This is a genomic window from Pseudomonas sp. Irchel s3f19, from assembly GCF_900187555.1.
Taxonomy (GTDB): domain Bacteria; phylum Pseudomonadota; class Gammaproteobacteria; order Pseudomonadales; family Pseudomonadaceae; genus Aquipseudomonas; species Aquipseudomonas capeferrum.
Genome location: NZ_FYDW01000011.1, coordinates 161,584 through 179,652, shown reverse-complemented (window position 1 = coordinate 179,652; position 18,069 = coordinate 161,584). Strand labels below are relative to the sequence as shown.

Here is an 18,069-nt window from a genome sequence, read left to right as displayed (position 1 = left end):
CCAACGCGATCAAGTGATGCGCCAGGCGGTTGGCCTGTTCATTCAACTCGCGGTAGCTGAGCGTGCCTTCCTCGGCCCGCACTGCAACCGCATCTGGCGTGCGCACCACCTGCGCCTCGATCAGCCCATGCAGGGTCTGCTCAAGGTCGTACGCCGCCGCCGTGTCATTGAAGCCCTGCAGCACTCGCTGGCGCTCCTCTGGCTCCAGCACCGGCAAGCGCTGCAATTGCAACTGTGGCGTCTGTTCCAGCGCCTCGACCATCGCCTCCAGCACTTGGTTCATCTGCCCGCAAATACGTGCCGCGCCCACTTCTGCCAGGGTCGTGGCAACCAGGCGGAAGCCTTCACCCAGGTCATCCACGTTCAGGCTCAGCGGGTAGTTGGTACGCTCCTGGCCTTCCAACACCTCGATGCCTTGCCATGCCTGACGCTGCTCGGCGCTGGTTTCAGCGCCATGGCGGTAGTTGAGCATGGCGCTGAACAGTGGCAATGGCGCAGCCACACCGCTGCAACGCTGGGCCAACGCCAAGGACGCGTGCTCGTGGGCCAGCAGTGCGCTGAGGCGCTGGTGCACGGCCTGCGCGCCCTCGCGCACGCTCACCTCGTTAAGGTCGACGCGTAGCGGCAGGGTATTGATGAACATGCCCAGCGCCCGCTCGGCGCCTTCGCCTCCTTGTAAACGGCCAAGCAGCACGGTACCGAACACCACGCAGTCCTTGCCACTGGCAGCCGCCAGCAGGCGTGCCCATGCCAGGTGGAACAGACTGGCGACACTGATGCCAAGCTGCCGCGCCTGGCCTCGCAGCCCTGCGGCCAGCTCGGCCGACAGCGCCAGCTTGGCCTCGTGCATGTCGCGGCCATCGCCTTGCACATCGCTGAGGTCGAACGGCAAGGTCGGCTCATCGATATCGGCAAGTTGTTCGCGGAAGAACCGCTCATGCTCGGCCGGGCTGATGCCCAGGCGCGCCTGGGCCACATAGTTGCGATACGGCACCGGGGTGGCCACCGGCGGCGTGCCGTGCAGGAAGCCGATCAGCTCTTCGCCGACCACCTCCAGGGCCGTGTGGTCGAGGACGATGTGGTGGAACTGCAAGGTGGCTTCGATCTGCTCGGTGCCAGGCACTTGACGATGCAGCAGACGGATCAGCGGCGCCTGGCTCAGGTCCAGGCCGCTCGCGCCTGCGTCGAGGTGCAACAGCTGCAGCGGCGCATGGCGCCAGACCACCTGCACGGCTTGTGGCAGGCCATCCCAGAGCACGGCGGTACGCAGCACATCATGGCGGGCGATGACCTGGTCCAGCGCGCTGGCGAAGGCTTGCAAGCGCTCCAGGCTGGCAAAGCGCAGCCGTGAATACAGCACGTAAGGATCGTGCTCGGCGCTCAGGTGATGGTAGAGAATGCCTTCCTGCAGGGGCGCCAGGGGGTAGATATCCTGCACATTGGCGGCACCGCCCGGCACGCTCGCAACGATGCGGTCGAGCGCCGTTTGGTCGAGTTCGATCAGGCTGAGCAGGTCTGGGGTGATACGCGGGCAGTCGGCAGGGATACGGTTTGCAGGCACCACTACTTGCTGATTACGCCCCAGTGTCGCGGCCAAGGCCGCAACCGTTGGTTGACCGAACAGGGTGCGCACATCGACTTGCAGGCCCTCCAGCCGCAGCCGTGCAGTCAGGCTGACCGCCAGCAGCGAATGGCCACCGAGTTCGAAGAAGTTGTCGTGCCGGCCTACCTGCTGCACGCCGAGCAGTTCGGCCCACAATCGAGCCAGCAGGGTTTCGGTTTCACCGAGCGGGGCCTCGTACAGGCGCTCATGCAATGCACCGTCCGGGGCAGGCAGCGCGTTGCGGTCGAGTTTGCCATTCGGCGTCAAAGGCAGGTGGTCGAGGTGGATGTACTGCGCCGGCAGCATGTATTCCGGTAGATGCATCAGCAACGCTTTGCGCAGGCCGTCTGCCGCCTGCGGCTCACCGGTGAGGTAGGCCACCAGGCGCGCGCCACTGACTGGGGCATCGAAGGCCAGCACCACTGCCTCGCGTACGCCGGGAATACGCACCAGGCAGGCTTCGATCTCACCCGGTTCGATGCGCAGGCCGCGAATCTTCACCTGGTGATCGTTGCGGCCTAGGAAGACCAGGTTACCGTCCTGGCACTGGCGCACCAAGTCACCGCTGCGGTACAGGCGCTCGCCGTCGACGAAGGGGCTGGCGATGAAACGCTCGGCCTGTTGCGCTGGCAAGCCCAGGTAACCACGGGCCACGCCGGCGCCACCGATGTGCAGGTGGCCGACCACGCCCCAGGGCACCGGTTGGTCGTAGGGGTCGAGTACATACAGGCGGGTATTGTCGATGGCGGTGCCAATCGGCAATGCCCCTTGCGGCAGCTCGGCGCCCGGCTCCAGCGTCCAGGCACTGCAATCGACGGTGGTCTCGGTCGGCCCATAAACGTTATGCAGGCGCACACCCGGCAGGCGCTGACGCACCTGGGCGGCCAGGGCTTCGGTCAACTCGCCGCCACCGCAGACGATATCGCTGAGGCGGGTGCAGCGGCTGCTGGCGGGGGTTTCAAGGAACTGCTGCAGCAACGCCGGCACGAATTGCACCACGCTGACCTGCTGCGCCTCGATCAGTTGCGCGAGGTACTGCGGGTCGCGCTGGCCGTCCGGGCGTGCCAGCACCAGGCGCAGGCCGCTGCACAGTGGCCAGAACAGCTCCCACACCGAGGCATCGAAGCTGACCGGGGTTTTGTGCAGCACCGCGCCGTCACCCGCCGGCTGGCAAAGGCGCTGGCTCCAGCGCACCAGGTTGACCACGTTGCGGTGCTCGACCATGACCCCTTTGGGCAGGCCCGTGGAGCCGGAGGTGTAGATCACATAAGCCAGATGCCGAGCGTTCAGCGCAGGCACGCGTGGGTTGCTGATCGGTTGGGCGTGCCAGCAAGGCTGGTCGAGGTCGACCAGGGGCGCTTGGGCGCCGTGCGCGGCCTCGCGGGTAGCGTTGTGCACCAGCACCGCCAGCGGCGCACTGTCCACCAGCATGTGGCGAATGCGTTCGGCCGGGTAACCCGGGTCGACCGGCACATAGGCACCGCCCGCCTTGAGGATGGCCAGCAAGCCGACCACCATCGACAAACCACGCTCGACGCAGATCGCCACACGGTCATCGGGTTTTACCCCTAGGCCGATCAGGTGATGGGCCAGGCGATTGGCCTGCTCGTCGAGCTGGCGATAGCTCAGTTCGCCCTCCTCGGCGGCCAGGGCAATGGCATTCGGCGTGCGCCTCACCTGCGCCTCGAACAGCGCGTGCAACGGTTGCTCCGCAGCGTCGGGCCGCTGCGTGGCGTTGGCCAGCAGTTGCTGGCGTTCATTCGGTGTCAATACTGGCAGCTGCTGCACTAGCGTGTGGGGCGCATGCTCAAGGGCATCCAGCAAACCGACCAACACCTGCAACAGTTGCTCGCAGACGCGCTGCGCGCCGACCTGGGCGCTGACCTGGGCGGTCAGGCGCAGGCCGTCGCCCAGGTCGTCGACGTTGACACTCAGCGGGTAGTTGCCGTGCCCGCCGCTGGGCAGGGCCTCGATGCCTTCCAGGGCTTCGCGCTGCGCTTGCTGTTCGGGCTGGCTGGCGCCGTGGCGGTAGTTGAGCATGGCACTGAACAAAGGTGTCGGCGCGGCCACACCGCTGCAGCGCTGGGCCAGGGCCAGCGAGGCATGCTCGTGCACCAGCAGCGCACTCAGCCGCTGATGGGCCAGGCGCACACCGGCTTGCACACCCAGCCCCTGCAGGTCCAAGCGCAGCGGCAGGGTATTGATGAACATGCCCAGGCCGCGGTCGGCCCCCGCACCGCCTTGCAGGCGGCCGAGCAGCACGGTGCCGAATACCACGCGGTCCTGGCCACTGGTGGCGGCCACCAGCCGCGCCCAGGCCAGGTGCAGCACGCTGGCGGCGCTTACGCCCAGCTGCTGCGCCTGGCGGCGCAGGCGCCGGTATTGCTCGCTGTGCAGCTGCACGGTGGCCAGTTCGAAGGCACTGGCCTGGCCCTGCAGGTCGAGCAGGCCATAGGGCAAGGTCGGCGCGTCGATGTCGGCCAGTTCGGCGCGGAAGAACGCTTCGTGTTCGGCCTCGCTGATGGCCAGGCGGGCCTGGGCCACATAGTTGCGGTAGGGCACGGCCGGCTGGCTGGGCTGTTGCCCGCGCAGGTGATCGCGGATCTCCGCAAGCACCACTTTCATGGCCGTATGGTCAAGGGCGATGTGGTGGAATTGCAGGGTGGCCTCGATGCGTTCGGCGCCCGGCTGCGGGTTCGCCAGCAGGCGCATCAATGGGGCCTGGCTGAGGTCAATTCGGCCAGCCTGTTCGTTGCGCTCAACCAGCACCGACCCTGGCACGCTGCGCCAGACCACCTGGGCTGGCTGCGCCAGGCCGTCCCACAGCACGGCGGTGCGCAGGATATCGTGGCGGGCGATGACCTGGTCCAGGGCAGCGGCGAACGCTTGCAGGCGGGCCTGGCTGTCGAATGCCACGCGCCATTGCAGCAGGTACGGGTCTTGGTCGGCGGCGCTCAGGTGATGGTAGAGAATGCCTTCTTGCAGCGGTGCCAGCGGGTAGATGTCCTGCACGTTGGCGGCGCCACCCGGCACCGTGGCGACAATGCGCTCGATGGCGGCGGCGTCCAGGGCCAGCAACGGCAGCATGGCCGGGGTGATGTGGGTGCAGCCCTCTGCAATGCAGTAGTCCGGCACGCTTACCTGGCGGCCATTGCCCAGTGCGGCCGCCAGTGCGGCCACGGTCGGTTGGCCGAACAGCACCCGCACGTCGGTAGGCAGGCCTTGTTGGCGCAGGCGTTCGATCAGGGCCACTGCCAGCAACGAGTGGCCGCCCAGTTCGAAGAAATTGTCATGCCGCCCTACCCGCTCCACGCCCAGCACCTCGGCCCAGACGCTGGCCATGGCCGCTTCGGTCTCGCCGACGGGCGCCTCGTAACCCCGGCTGACCCAATCGGCGGTATCCGGTTCGGGCAGGGCACGGCGGTCCAGCTTGCCGTGGCTGGTCAGCGGCCACTCCTCCACACGGATAAACGCTTGCGGCAGCATGTGCCCCGGCAAGCTGGCCTGCAGCGCTTGACGCACAGCGTCGATCACCACCGGTGCGGACTCGGTGAACCAGGCCAGCAAGCGCTCGCCCCGCACCAGCACGACGGCATCGGCAATACCCGTCTGTGCGGCCAGGGCGGCTTCGATTTCACCCAACTCCACGCGCATGCCGCGAATCTTCACCTGGTCGTCGTTGCGGCCGAGGTAATCGAGGGTGCCATCGGCGTTCCAGCGCACCAGGTCGCCGCTGCGGTACATGCGCGCGCCAGGCTTGCGGCTGAACGGGTCGGCGAAAAAGCGCTGCTCGGTCAGTTCAGGGCGATTGAAGTACCCCCGCGCCACCTGCGCACCGCCGATGTACAGCTCGCCCACAACGCCCACCGGCACCGCTTGGCGACGCGCGTCGAGCACGTAGACGCGGGTATTGGCGATGGGCTTGCCGATGTGCAACGCAGCGCCGGGCTGCACCTGCCCAGAGGTGGCGACCACCGTGGTCTCGGTCGGCCCGTAGTTGTTGACCAGGGCAAAGCCTGGGTCACGCTCGAACTGACGCAGGCGGTCGCCACCTATCAGCAAGGTGCGCAAGGTCGGGTGTTGGCGTTCGCGGCGCAGCGCCAGCTCGGCCACGGGCGTGGGCAGGAAGCTGACGGTCAGTGGCTGTTCGAGCCACCAGTCAAGCAGCGCTTCGACATGTTCATTGCCGATGTGCGCAGGTGGCAGGTGCAGCGTGGCACCGGCACACAATGCCGGCCAGACCTCCCAGGCCATTGCGTCAAAACCGAAGCCCGCGACGCTTGAAGTACGTGTACCGGTCTCCAGCGCAAAGGCCTGGCAGTGCCAGTGCACCAGGTTGGCCAGGGTATGGTGTTCGATCATCACCCCTTTGGGCTGGCCGGTGGAGCCAGAGGTGTAGACCAGGTAGGCCAACTGGTGAGCATCCAACCCGGGCACGTGCGGATTGCTGTCGAGGGCGTCATCGCTGGCGGCCTGGTCGAGGTTCAGGCGCGGTATGCCAGCAGGCAAGCCGTCGATGGCCGCTTCGCTCAACACCAGGGCGGGCGCGCTGTCGGCCAACAGGTAGGCGATGCGTTCGGCGGGATAGCTTGGGTCCACCGGTACATAGGCGGCCCCGGCCTTGAGCACGGCCAGCAGGCCGATCACCCGCTCGGCGCTACGGCCCAGGCACAACGCCACCCGGTCACCGCAACGCACGCCGCGTGCGATCAGCTGGTGCGCCAGGCGGTTGGCCCGAAGGTTCAGGTCACCATAGCTGAGCGCCATGCCCGGCTGGCTGACTGCCGTGGCATCCGGGGTCGCGGCTGCCCGGGCCTCGACCAGAGCATGCACCGTCAGCCCTTGCGGATAGTGCTGCGCGGTGGCATTGAAGCTGCCCAGCAGTTGCTGGCGAGCTTCATCGTTCAAGATCGATAGGCTGTCGACCGGCGCCTCCTGTCCCTGCTCCAGTGCTTGCAGCAGCTGGGTGACGGCATTGGCCATCCACGTGGCAACCCGCGCCGCACCAATACCCTCGACGGCCAGCACACTGAACGTGAAGCCATCACCCAGGTCGTTGACACTGAGGGTCAGCGGGTAATTGCTGCGCTCCTCGCCCCCGAGCAGGCGCACGCCCTCCCAGATGCCCTCACCGTCACGCGCTGCATCGTCGGCGCTGTGCCGATAGTTGAGCAAGGCGCTGAACAGCGGCGCAGCGGCCGCCACGCCACTGCAGCGCTGGGCCAGGGCCAACGGCGCGTGCTCATGGCCGAGCAAGGCCGACAGGCTACGGTGGGTGGCGCGCACGGCGGCACGCATGGCCAGCGTGGTGTCCACCCGCAGCGGCAGGGTGTTGATGAACATGCCCAGCGCCCGATCGGCGCCCTCACCCCCTTGCAGGCGGCCCATCAGCACGGTACCGAAGACCACGTCATGGCGGTTGGCAAGCACCCCCAGTACCCGCGCCCAGGCCAGGTGCATCAGGCTCGCGGCGCTGACACCCAGTTGCCGGGCCTGGGCGCGCAAACCGAGGGCAACCTCGCCGTCCAGGGCCTGGAAGGCCGTTTCGATACCCCGGCCATCGCCCTGCACGTTGGCGAAGCCCAGCGGCAAGGTCGGCTCATCGACATCGGCGAGCATCTCGCGGAAGAACGCCTCGTGGCCGGCCTGATCACCCAGGCGGGCCTGGGCCACATAGTTGCGGTACGGCACCGCGGCCGGCAGCGTGTGCCCCTGGCCAAACAGCAATGCGCGCATTTCGCGGGCGACCACGTCCATGGCCGTGTGGTCGAGGGTGAGGTGGTGGAACAGCAGAATCGCCACCACCTGGTGGTTGGCGGGGTCCAGGCTGTAGTACAGGCGGGTCAGCGGCGCCTGGGTCAGGTCCAGCCGGTGTTGCCGTGCATCGAAACGCGCATGCAACTGCTCGATCCGTGGCCTGCCATCCTCATCAGCCAGGTCATCGATTTCACTGACCACCAGTTCGGCCTTGCGCCAGACCACCTGCAGCGGCTGCGCCAGCCCTTGCCAGAGCACTGCAGTGCGCAGGATGTCATGGCGGTCGATAACCTGTTGCAGGGCACCGGCCCAGGCCAGCAGGCGTTCGACACTGTCGAAGGCCAGGCGGGTCTGCAGCAGGTAGGGGTCGCCCTGCTCGGCGCTCAGGTGATGGTAGAGAATGCCCTCCTGCAGGGGTGCCAGCGGGTAGATTTCCTGCACGTTGGCAGCGCCACCCGGCACGCTGGCGACGATGTCGTCGAGGGTCGCCTGCTCCAGGGTGACCAGGCTCAGCATCTGCGGGGTAATCCGTTCAGCGTGCAGCGGCACCCGGTTGGCGGGCACCGTCACTTCGCGGCCGATAGCCGCTGCGCTGGCCAGCGCAGCCAGGGTCGGCTGGGCGAACAGCACCCGCACATCGATGAGCAGGCCAGCCTTGCGCAGGCGCTCGACCAGCGTCACCGCCAGCAGCGAGTGGCCGCCCAGTTCGAAGAAGTTGTCGTGCCGCCCTACCCGTTCCACGCCCAGCACATCGGCCCAGATGGCCGCCATCGTGGTTTCGGTCTCACCTTCAGGCGCCTCGAATGCCTGGCCGAACAACTGCGAGGTAGCCGGGTCGGGCAGTGCGCGGCGGTCCAGCTTGCCGTGGCTGGTCAGCGGCAGCTCAGCCAGGCGCAGCAACGCCAGCGGTACCATGTGCGCCGGCAAGCGGGCCTGCAGGGCCTGGCGCAAAGTTTCGATATCCACCGGGGCGGTCTCGGTGAACCAGGCCAGCAGACGCTCGCCCCGCACCAGCACCACGGCCGTGTCGATGCCGGGCTGCGCTGCGAGGGTGGCTTCGATTTCGCCCAGCTCTACCCGCACGCCGCGAATCTTCACCTGGTCGTCGTTGCGGCCGAGGTAATCGAGGGTGCCATCGGCATTCCAGCGCACCCGGTCACCGCTGCGGTACATCCGTGCGTTGGGCTGCGCGCTGAACGGATCGACGAGAAACGCCTGCTCGGTCAACGCTGGGCGGTTGAAGTAGCCACGCGCCACTTGCGCCCCGCCGATGAACAGCTCACCGGTGACGCCGACCGGTACCGGCTGCAGGCCTTCGTCCAGCACATAGACGCGGGTATTGGCGATCGGCCGGCCGATGTGCAGAGGCCCGCCAGGCACCACCTGCCCGGAGGTAGCGACCACGGTGGTTTCGGTCGGCCCGTAGTTGTTGACCAAGGCAAACCCTGGGTCACGCTCGAACTGGCGCAGGCGGTCGCCGCCTACCAGCAAGGTGCGCAGGGTCGGGTGCTGACGTTCGCGGCGCAGGGCCTGCTCGGCCACCGGTGTAGGCAGGAAACTGACCGTCAACGGCTGCGCCAGCCACCAGTCGAGCAGTTCATCGACATGCTCGTTGGCGATGTGCGCAGGCGGCAGGTGCAACGTGGCCCCGGCGCACAGAGCGGGCCAGACTTCCCAGGCCATGGCGTCGAAGCCGAAACCGGCCACGCTGGACGCCTGTGCAGTGGCGTCCAGCGCGAAGGCCTGGCAGTGCCAGTGCACCAGGTTGGCGAGGGTGTGATGCTCGATCATCACACCCTTCGGCTGGCCGGTGGAGCCGGAGGTGTAGACCAGATACGCCAGGTGCTGCGCGTGCAACTCAGGCAACTGAGGGTTGCTGTCGTGCACAGCGATGCTTTGTGCAAGATCCAGGTCGAGGCGCGGCACCCCGGCCGGCAACCCGGTAATAGCAGCCTCGCTCACCACCAGTGCCGGTTCGCTGTCGGCCAGCAGATAGGCAATGCGCTCTGCCGGGTAGGCGGGGTCTACCGGTACATAGGCCGCGCCCGCCTTGAGCACACCCAGCAACGCGACCACGCGCCCGCTGTTGCGCGGCAGGCATAGGGCAACACGGTCGCCCACCTTGACGCCACGCGCGATCAGCTGATGCGCAAGCTGGTTGGCGTGGCGGTTGAGTGCGTCGTAACTCAAAGCCTGGTCACCCTGCAGCAGCGCCACCGCAGCAGGTGCGCGGGCCGCGCGGGCCTCGACCAGGGCGTGGACGGTCTGCCCCTGTGGGTACGCCCCAGCCGTGTGGTTGAACTGTTGCAGCAACTGTTCGCGCTCTGCCAGGGGCAGTGCCTGCAGCCCTTGCATGGGTGCAGTGGGCGCATGTTCCAACGCCTCGACCAGGCTGGCCAGGACCTGCTCGAATTGCGCGCACAAGCGCGCCGCGCCCCATTCGGGCAGGCTTTGTACGGTCAGGCGCAGATCGTCGCCCAAATCATCGACGCTGACGGTCAACGGGTAATCGGTACGTTCCTCGGCGCCGACGATATCGATGCCGTCGGCCACCGGGATGACCTCGGCAGCATCGCCCGCATCGCTGTGGCGGTAATTGAGCAGGGTGTTGAACAGCGGCGCCGGTGCAGCCACGCCGCTGCAGCGCTGGGCCAGGGCCAGGGACGCCTGTTCGTGGCCAAGCAAGGCGCTGAGCCGTCGGTGGGTGGCCAGCAACGCATCACGCACGCCGGTTGCGCCAAGGTCAATACGCAGCGGCAGGCTGTTGATGAACATGCCCAGCGCCTGCTCGCTGCCGTCGCCGGTGGTCATGCGGCCCAGCAGCACACTGCCGAACACCACCTGCTGACGCGCCGAAAGCTGCCCCACCAGCCGGCCGAAGCCCAGGTGCAGCACGCTCGCCGGGCTTACCCCGAGTTGCCGGGCCTGGCTGCGCAGGCGCTGGCTGAGCGCCGGGGCCAGAGTCAGGCGTGCCTGCTCCAGCAGCGCATCGCCTTTGGCTTGCAGGCCGAAGGCCAGTGTCGGCTCATCGATGTGACCCAGCATCTCGCGGAAGAACCCTTCATGGGCCTGCTCATCCAGTGCCTGGCGGGCGGCGGCCAGCACGTTGCGAAACGGCATGGGCGCGGCCAAGTGTTCGGCCTGGCCGGCAAGGTGCGCCTGGATTTCCCGGCGCACGATATCCAGCGCGGTATGGTCCATGACCACATGGTGGAACATCAGCAGTGCCACCCACGTCTCACCTTCGCCCTGCGCGTGCATCAACTGCATCAGCGGCGCCTGGCGCAGGTCGAGGCAGTATTGGCGCGGGTCGAAGCGCGCGCACAACTCGGCCAGCGCCGCGCTACCGGCAACCGGGACGGCTTCGCGAACCAGCGTCGCCTGCTGCCAGACCACTTGCACCGGTTGGTCAAGGTACTCCCAGTGCAGCGCGGTGCGCAGGATGTCATGGCGCTGGATCACCCACTGCAGTGCCTCGGCGAAGGCTTCGAGGTGGGCTTTGCTGGCAAAGCGCAGTTGCACCTGCGACAGGTACGGGTCGCCGTCGCTGGCGGACAGGTGGTGGTACAGCATGCCCTGCTGCAGCGGCGCCAGCGGGTAGATGTCCTGAACGTTGGCGGCGCCGCCGGGCACGCTGGCGACGATGCGGTCGATGGCCTGTTGCTCCAGGGCTACCAGCGGCAACATATCGGGGGTGATGCAAAAGGCCGGGCTCAGCCAGTCGTCATCGCGTTCGGCGAGCATCTCCAGCAACGCCGGCTTGTGCCGCGACAGCGCCTCCCACAAGCTATCGTCCAAGGTGTCGTCATCGCCGAGGACGATCAGGTCCTGGTCTTCACGCTGGAGTCGGATTGCACGGGTGGAAAGAGCAGCCATCAGTTCGCTGAAGTGCATCGGTAAGCATCCTGCTTTGCCTGGAAATAGGGATCGTGGACACGCTAAAGGATCGTGACCGGTCGGTCTGACATGGGAAGCGGGGACAATTGCGGATAGCTCCGGGGCCGCTATGCGGCCCCGGTGCTTTCAGATGCGCCTGCGTTTGCCCAGGCTGGGAATGGTGGTCTGCGGTATCACCACCTCGACCTGTTCGAGGCGGGTGCTGGCCGCAAGCCCCGCCAGCGTCGGCTGGCTGAACAAGGTGCGGGCATCCACATGTAGGCCGGCCTGGCGCATGCGTGCCACCAGGCCGACGGCCAGCAGTGAATGGCCACCCAGCTCGAAGAAGTTGTCATCCCGCCCGACTTGCCCGATTTTCAGCACATCGGTCCAGATCTCGGCCAGCGCGGTTTCCAGCTCGCCGCGCGGGGCCTGGTAGGCGCGGCTGATCACCGACTCTGCACCCGGCGCCGGCAGGGCCTGGCGGTCGATCTTGCCGTTGTTGCTCAAAGGCAACTGGGCCAAAGCAACGAACGCCTGCGGCACCATGTACTCGGGCATGCGCGCCAACAGGTGACTGCGCAGTACTTCAAGCGCCGGCGCGCTGCTGCCCTCGCGGCAGGTGAAGTAGGCCACCAGGCGCTCTTCGCGCATCAGCACCACGGCCTGGCCGATTGCCGGGTGTGCGGTCAGCGACGCTTCGATCTCGCCAAGCTCCACCCGCAAACCGCGCAGCTTGACCTGGAAGTCGTTGCGGCCGACGAAGTCCAATTCGCCGTCCAGGCGGTAGCGCACCAGGTCGCCGGTGCGATACAGCCGGTCGCCCTCGACAAATGGGCTGGCGATGAAACGCTCGGCCTGCAACGCCGGCAGCCCAAGGTAGCCACGGGCCACGCCGACACCGCCAATGTGCAACTGGCCCACCGCACCCAGCGGCACCGGCCGGTCGTGCGCATCGAGCACATACAGGCGGGTATTGGCGATCGGCCGGCCAATCGGCGGCGCCAGCAGCGGCAGGGGCTCATGGGGCTGCAAGGTCCAGGCGGTGCTGTCTACCGTGGCTTCCGTGGGGCCATAGACGTTGTGTAGGCGCACCTTGGGCAGGCGCTCGCGCACACGCTGCAGCAACGCCAGTGTCAGTTCGCCGCCGCCGCAGAAGATGTCCGTCAGGCTGGTGCAACCCTGGACACCAGGTTCTTCGAGAAACTGATGCAGCAACGCCGGCACGAACTTGATCGTGGTCACCTGGCTGGCCTGGACCCGTTGCACCAGGTACGCAGGGTCACGATGCCCGTCAGGGCGTGCCAGGACCAGGCGCAGGCCGGCGGTCAGCGGCCAGAACAGCTCCCAGACCGAACCGTCGAAACTGAACGGCGCCCGCTGCAGCAAGGCATCGCCCGGGCGTGGCGGGCAGATTCGCGAACCCCAGTGCATCAGGTTGCACAGGCCACGGTGCTCGATCATCACCCCCTTCGGGGTGCCGGTTGAGCCCGAGGTGTACATCACATAGGCCAGTTGCGACGGGCCCAGGCCAGCTACCTGCGGGTCAGTTGTCGGGCAGGCGTGCCAGTCGCCACGGTCGAGGTCGAGCACAGGGCCTGGCAGTTGGTCGAACAGGCCCTGGGTAGCGCCGTGTACCAGCACCACCGTCGGGGTACTGTCATCAAGCATGAAGCGCAGGCGCTCGGCCGGGTAGCCAGGGTCCAGTGGTACGTAGGCACCGCCCGCCTTGAGCACGCCGAGCAACGCCACCATGAGTGCAGCGCCGCGCTCGACGCACACCGCCACCCGCGCATCCGGGCGTACGCCCAGGCCGATCAGGTGGTGGGCCAGGCGGTTGGCCTGGGCGTTGAGGGCCTGGTAATCGAGGAAACTGTCGTCGGTCTGCAGCGCGATGGCCTGGGGCGTACGCCGCACCTGGGCCTGGAACAGCGCAGGCAAGGTCTGCGTGACCGGGCTTTGCAGGTCTTGCGTGGCGTTGAAACCATGCAGCAAGCGGTGTAGCTCACCTTCAGGCACCGCGCACAACGCCGTCAGGCTCACGCTGCGGCGTTCGGCAAGGGCGCTGCCCAGCTGGCGCAAGGTCGCCAGCAAGTAGTTCAGTACCCGCTGCGCGCCAATCGCTCGCGGCGCACGCACGGCAAGCTGCAGCCCGTCGGCGTGGTCGTCGACCGTCAACACCAGGCCATGGCTCAGGACTTCACTGGCCTCGACCAGTTCCACACCCGGCAGCACCTGCCCGTGCAACACGGCCCCTTGGCGGTAGTTGATCAGGCTGTCGAACAGCGCGGTGCCCGCCGGCAGGCCGCTGCACCGCTGAGCGAGCATCAGCGGTGCGTCCTCGTGGCCGAGCAATGCGGCCAGGCCCGCGTGGGTCTCGCCCAGCGCCTGTTCGACCGAACGATGCTCCAGCTGCACCCGCAACGGCAAACTGTTGATGAACATGCCCAAGGCACGATCAGCGCCTTTGCCCGCCATGCTGCGGCCCAGCAGCACTGTGCCAAGGGTGACTTCATCACGCCCGCCGAGGGTCCCTAGCACCTGGGCCCAGGCCAGGTGCAGCAAGCTGGCGAGGCTCGCCCCCTGATGCCGGGCCTGGGTACGCAACAACCCCGCCAGCGGCGCTTCGACGGCCTGGCTATGGCTGTGCAGATCAAACGCATCCACCGGCTCGCCGCCGAGCCCGGCAATAGGCGCAGGCGGCTCAATGCCGGCCAGTTGCTCGCGAAAGAACGCCTCGTGCCGTGCCTGGCGCTCGGCAGCCGCACTCAGCGCCACATACTCGCGATAGGGCACAGGCGCCGGCAGCTGTTCGCCACGCCCGGCCATGAAGGCTTCGAGCTCGCCCAACAGCACCTGCAGCGAGACGGCATCGTTGACCAGGTGGTGGAAGCGCAGCAAACCCAGCCAGCGCCCGTGCAGGGCATCCTCGGTGCAGGCCAGCGCCATCATCGGTGCCTGGCGCAGGTCCAAGGGCCGATGCTGGGGGTCGTAGTGGCTGCGCAGTTGCCCGGCGATGTTGCCGTCGGGCGCTGTCGTCAGCCAGTTATCGACCGGCAGGCGCGCCTGGCGCCAGACCACCTGTTGGGGCTGTTCGAGCCCCTCCCAGGCCAGGCTGGTACGCAGGATGTCGTGCCGGTCGATCACCTGCTGCAACGCCTCGCCGAAGGCATGCAACTGCTGGGCGCTGGCAAAGGCGAACAACGCCTGCTGCTGGTAAGGGTCGCGTACATCGGTGACATGGTGGTACAGCAGGCCCTGTTGCAGGGGGGCCAGCGGATAGATTTCCTGCACGTTGCCAGCACCGCCCGGTACCGAGGCGACGATACGGTCGATGGCGGTTTGCGTCAGCACGCTGAGCGTGAGCATGTCAGGCGTGATGCGCTGGCACTGCGGCGCTACCCGGTTGGCCGGTATGCGAACGGCTTCCCCGACCATCACGGATGCGGCGAGGCTGGCCAGGGTCGATTGGCCGAACAGCACCTGCACATCGGCTTGCAGGCCTTGCTGACGCATTCGCTCGATCAGTTGCACGGCCAGCAGCGAATGGCCGCCCAGCTCGAAAAAGTGATCCTGGCGCCCTACCCGCTCGACCTGCAGCAATTCAGCCCAAAGCACGGCCAGGCGTTGCTCGACTTCACCAATGGGCACCTCATGTTCGCGGCGCACCTTGGCGGCTTCGTCCGCAGTCGGCAAGGCGCGGCGGTCGAGCTTGCCATTGGCGGTCAGCGGCCAGGCCGCCAGGTTGACATAGGCCACCGGCAGCAAAGCCGCTGGCAGGCGTTCGCGCAGGTGTTCATGCAGTGCCCGCGGTGTTACCGCCAACTGGCCGATGTACCACGCTTGCAGTTGGCCTTCGCGCAGCATCACCACGCACTCGCGTACCGCCGCATGGCTGGCCAGGGCGGCCTCGATTTCAGCCAGCTCAACCCGGACACCGCGGATTTTCACCTGGTCGTCGTTACGCCCGAGGTATTCCAGGGTGCCGTCGGGCAGCCAGCGCACGAGGTCGCCGGTGCGGTACATCCGCGCCCGTGGCAGCGTGCTGAACGGGTCGTCGAGAAAGCGCTCGGCGCTCATCTGCGGCCGCTTGAGGTAACCCCGGGCAACCCCCTTGCCGCCCACATACAGCTCGCCCGGGGCCCCGATGGGCAACAGGCGGCGCTGCTCGTCGAGCACGTACAACTGCGTGTTGGCCACCGGCCCGCCGATATGCAGCGGGCCACCTGCCGTCACCTCGCCCGAGGTCGCCACCACCGTGGCTTCGGTGGGGCCGTAGTTGTTGATGACCCGGTAGCGCCGCTCGCGGGCCATGCGCCGCAGGCGGTCGCCGCCAATCAGCAGGGTCTGCAAGGTGGGGTGTAGCTCACCTTGGGCGAAGGCATGCTCGGCCACCGGCGTGGGCAGGAAGCTGACATCCAGCGGCTGGGCGCGCCACCAGCGGAGCAAGGCATCGATGTCTTCGGCACCGTCACGCACGGGTGCCAGGTGCAGGGTCGCGCCGCTGCACAGGGCCGGCCACACCTCCCAGGCCATGGCGTCGAAGCCGAAGCCGGCCAGGCTCGACTGATGGCGGCCTGGGCCCAGCTCGAACGCACTGCAGTGCCAGTCGATCAGGTTGGCCAGCATGTGGTGCTCGACCATCACGCCTTTAGGCTGCCCTGTGGAGCCGGAGGTATAGATGACGTAAGCCAGATCGCTGGGCAGCGGCTGCGCAGGCCGGGCCAGGGCGGCGGGCGGCGCGTTCCAGTCCCAGCGATCCAGTTCGATCTGCGCCAGACCATGCGCGGGAAGGCGATCACACAGCCATGACTGGGTCAACACGATGTCTGGCTCGCTGTCGCCCAGCAGGTAGGCCAGGCGTTCCTGCGGGTGGGCCGGGTCGATCGGCACGTAGGCGGCACCGGCCTTGAGCACGGCCAACAGGCCGACCAGGGTGTCCAGGCCGCGTTGGGCGACCACCGCCACGCGCCGGTCAGGCTTGGCACCCAGGCTCGCCAAGTGCTGGGCCAGCGCGTCGGCGCGGCGGTCGAGCTCGCCGTAGCTCAGGCTCTGGCCATCCTGAAGCGCTGCCAAGGCCTGCGGCGTGGCCTTGGCCTGGGCCTCGATACGACGATGAATCAACGCCTCGCCATTGTCGGGCCCTCGTTGCGCCGTGGCATTCCACTGCCGCAGGCGGGCGTGCTCGCTGGCGGTCAGCAGGTCAAAGGACGCGATACTTTGCTCCGGTTGTTCCAGGCCTTGCTCGAGGACGTGCAGCAGGCGCTCGGCCAGCGCCGTAGCGTCCTGTTCACTGAACCAGGCGCGGTTGTGCACCAGGTGCAGGCGAGCGCTGTCACGTTGGCTGTTGCAGCGCAGGTGAATGCTCAACGGGGTGGGTTCATGGCCATTGCAAACCATCACGGTGTGGCCAGGCACGTCACCGAAACGCAGGTCGTTGCCATCCTCTTCGAACGACACCATCAGTTCGAACAGCTGTGGCCGTTCTTCACGCAATGCGCCGAGGCTGCGGTTGAGTTCGCTGAGGGCGAAACGCTGGTGGCGGAAGTCCTGCTTGAGCGCATCGCGTATCCCCTGCACCAGCGCCGCGAAGGTGCGCTCGCGGCCAAAGTCCATGCGCAACGCGCTGACTTGGGTAAACAGCCCCAGGGTCGACTTGAACTGCGCGTTGCCGCGGTTGCGCACCGGCAAACCGACCACCCACTCGTCACGCTGCCAGGTGCGTGCGCTGCACACATGCAGGGCGGCCAGCAGTACATGAAATGGCGAGGCCTGCAGCGTGCTTCCCAGCGCTCGCATACGTGCCAGCAAACGGGTATCGAATGGCTGTTCGAGCACTGCGCTGGGCGGCGAAAGGTGTACCGCGTTACGCTCGCGCGGCGCCAGCAAGGCGTCCGGCAATTGCTGGTATTTAGCCAGCCAATAATCGCGGTCGCGGTCGTGCCGTGGCGAACCCTGGTACTGGGCATCGTCCTCGATGAACGCCCGATAGGACGGTGCGCCGCTCGGCAGGGGCAGCCCCTGTTCGAGCAGGTTGTAGTATTCGGCGATCTGCTTGAACCACTGGTCCACCCCCCAACCGTCGAGGACCAGGTGGTGGGCCTGTACGGCAAACAGGTAGCGCTGCTCGCCCAGGCGAATCAGTGTGGTGCCCCAAAGCGGGCTGGCATCCAGGCGATAGGGCGTCTGCATCCGGGCTTGCAGCAGGGCCTGGGCTGCCGCCCACGGCGCCTCTGCATCGCGCACATCGTGCCGCACCAGTTCCACTTCCAGGGTGGGGGCAAAGTACTGCCGCGCCATCCCCCCCTGTGTCACCAGCACAGTACGCAGGCCGTCATGCTGGGCAACCAGGTGCGCCAGTGCCTGGCGCAGCCGCGCGGCATCCACCCCGCCGTTCATTTCGACATAGGCGCCGATGTTGTACAGCGGCGAGTCGCCGTGGCTGATCTGGTCCAACCAGATGTCGCGCTGGGCAACGCTCAGGGCAAAGGTTTCGGCGGCAGGCATGAGTCGGCAGGTCCTTCTGATTGATCATCCGCGGATTCAAGCACCCCGCCCCCAGGCTGTATGGCCCCCGAAACCCGGACACACGCTGGACCTGTAGAAGCCTGCTGAAAAACATGTAGGAGATTTGCTACAGAATCTACCCGGTATTGCCTACACCCGAAACTATCGGCATGGAACAGGCCTGGATCGCCACGCTTCTGGCGTCAATTGGCTGGCCAAGCCCTCATTCGCCAGTACCGACACCGTCCGTGCCCCTGCCCACCTGATCCGCAATCGGTGGCACTTTCTGTCCCTGTTTTCCACTACAGACGCAGCACCCCGGCCGG

At 67.1% G+C, this 18,069-nt stretch carries 1 protein-coding gene and 1 pseudogene; both read right to left on the bottom strand.

What is annotated here, in order from left to right; translation table 11 throughout:
• A pseudogene (locus tag CKW22_RS21805) lies at positions 1 to 11,059 on the bottom strand (amino acid adenylation domain-containing protein); the annotation flags it as partial.
• Positions 11,060 to 11,383: 324 nt separating this feature from the next.
• Positions 11,384 to 17,743, bottom strand: coding sequence for a non-ribosomal peptide synthetase (locus CKW22_RS21800; protein WP_095065085.1), 6,360 nt, complete (start codon positions 17,741 to 17,743; stop codon positions 11,384 to 11,386).
• Positions 17,744 to 18,069 lie beyond the last annotated feature (326 nt).

Coding starts and splice junctions, on each gene's coding strand:
- CKW22_RS21800 (WP_095065085.1), bottom strand. CDS start 17,743: ATGCCTGCCGCCGAAACCTTTGCCCTGAGCGTTGCCCAGCGCGACATC.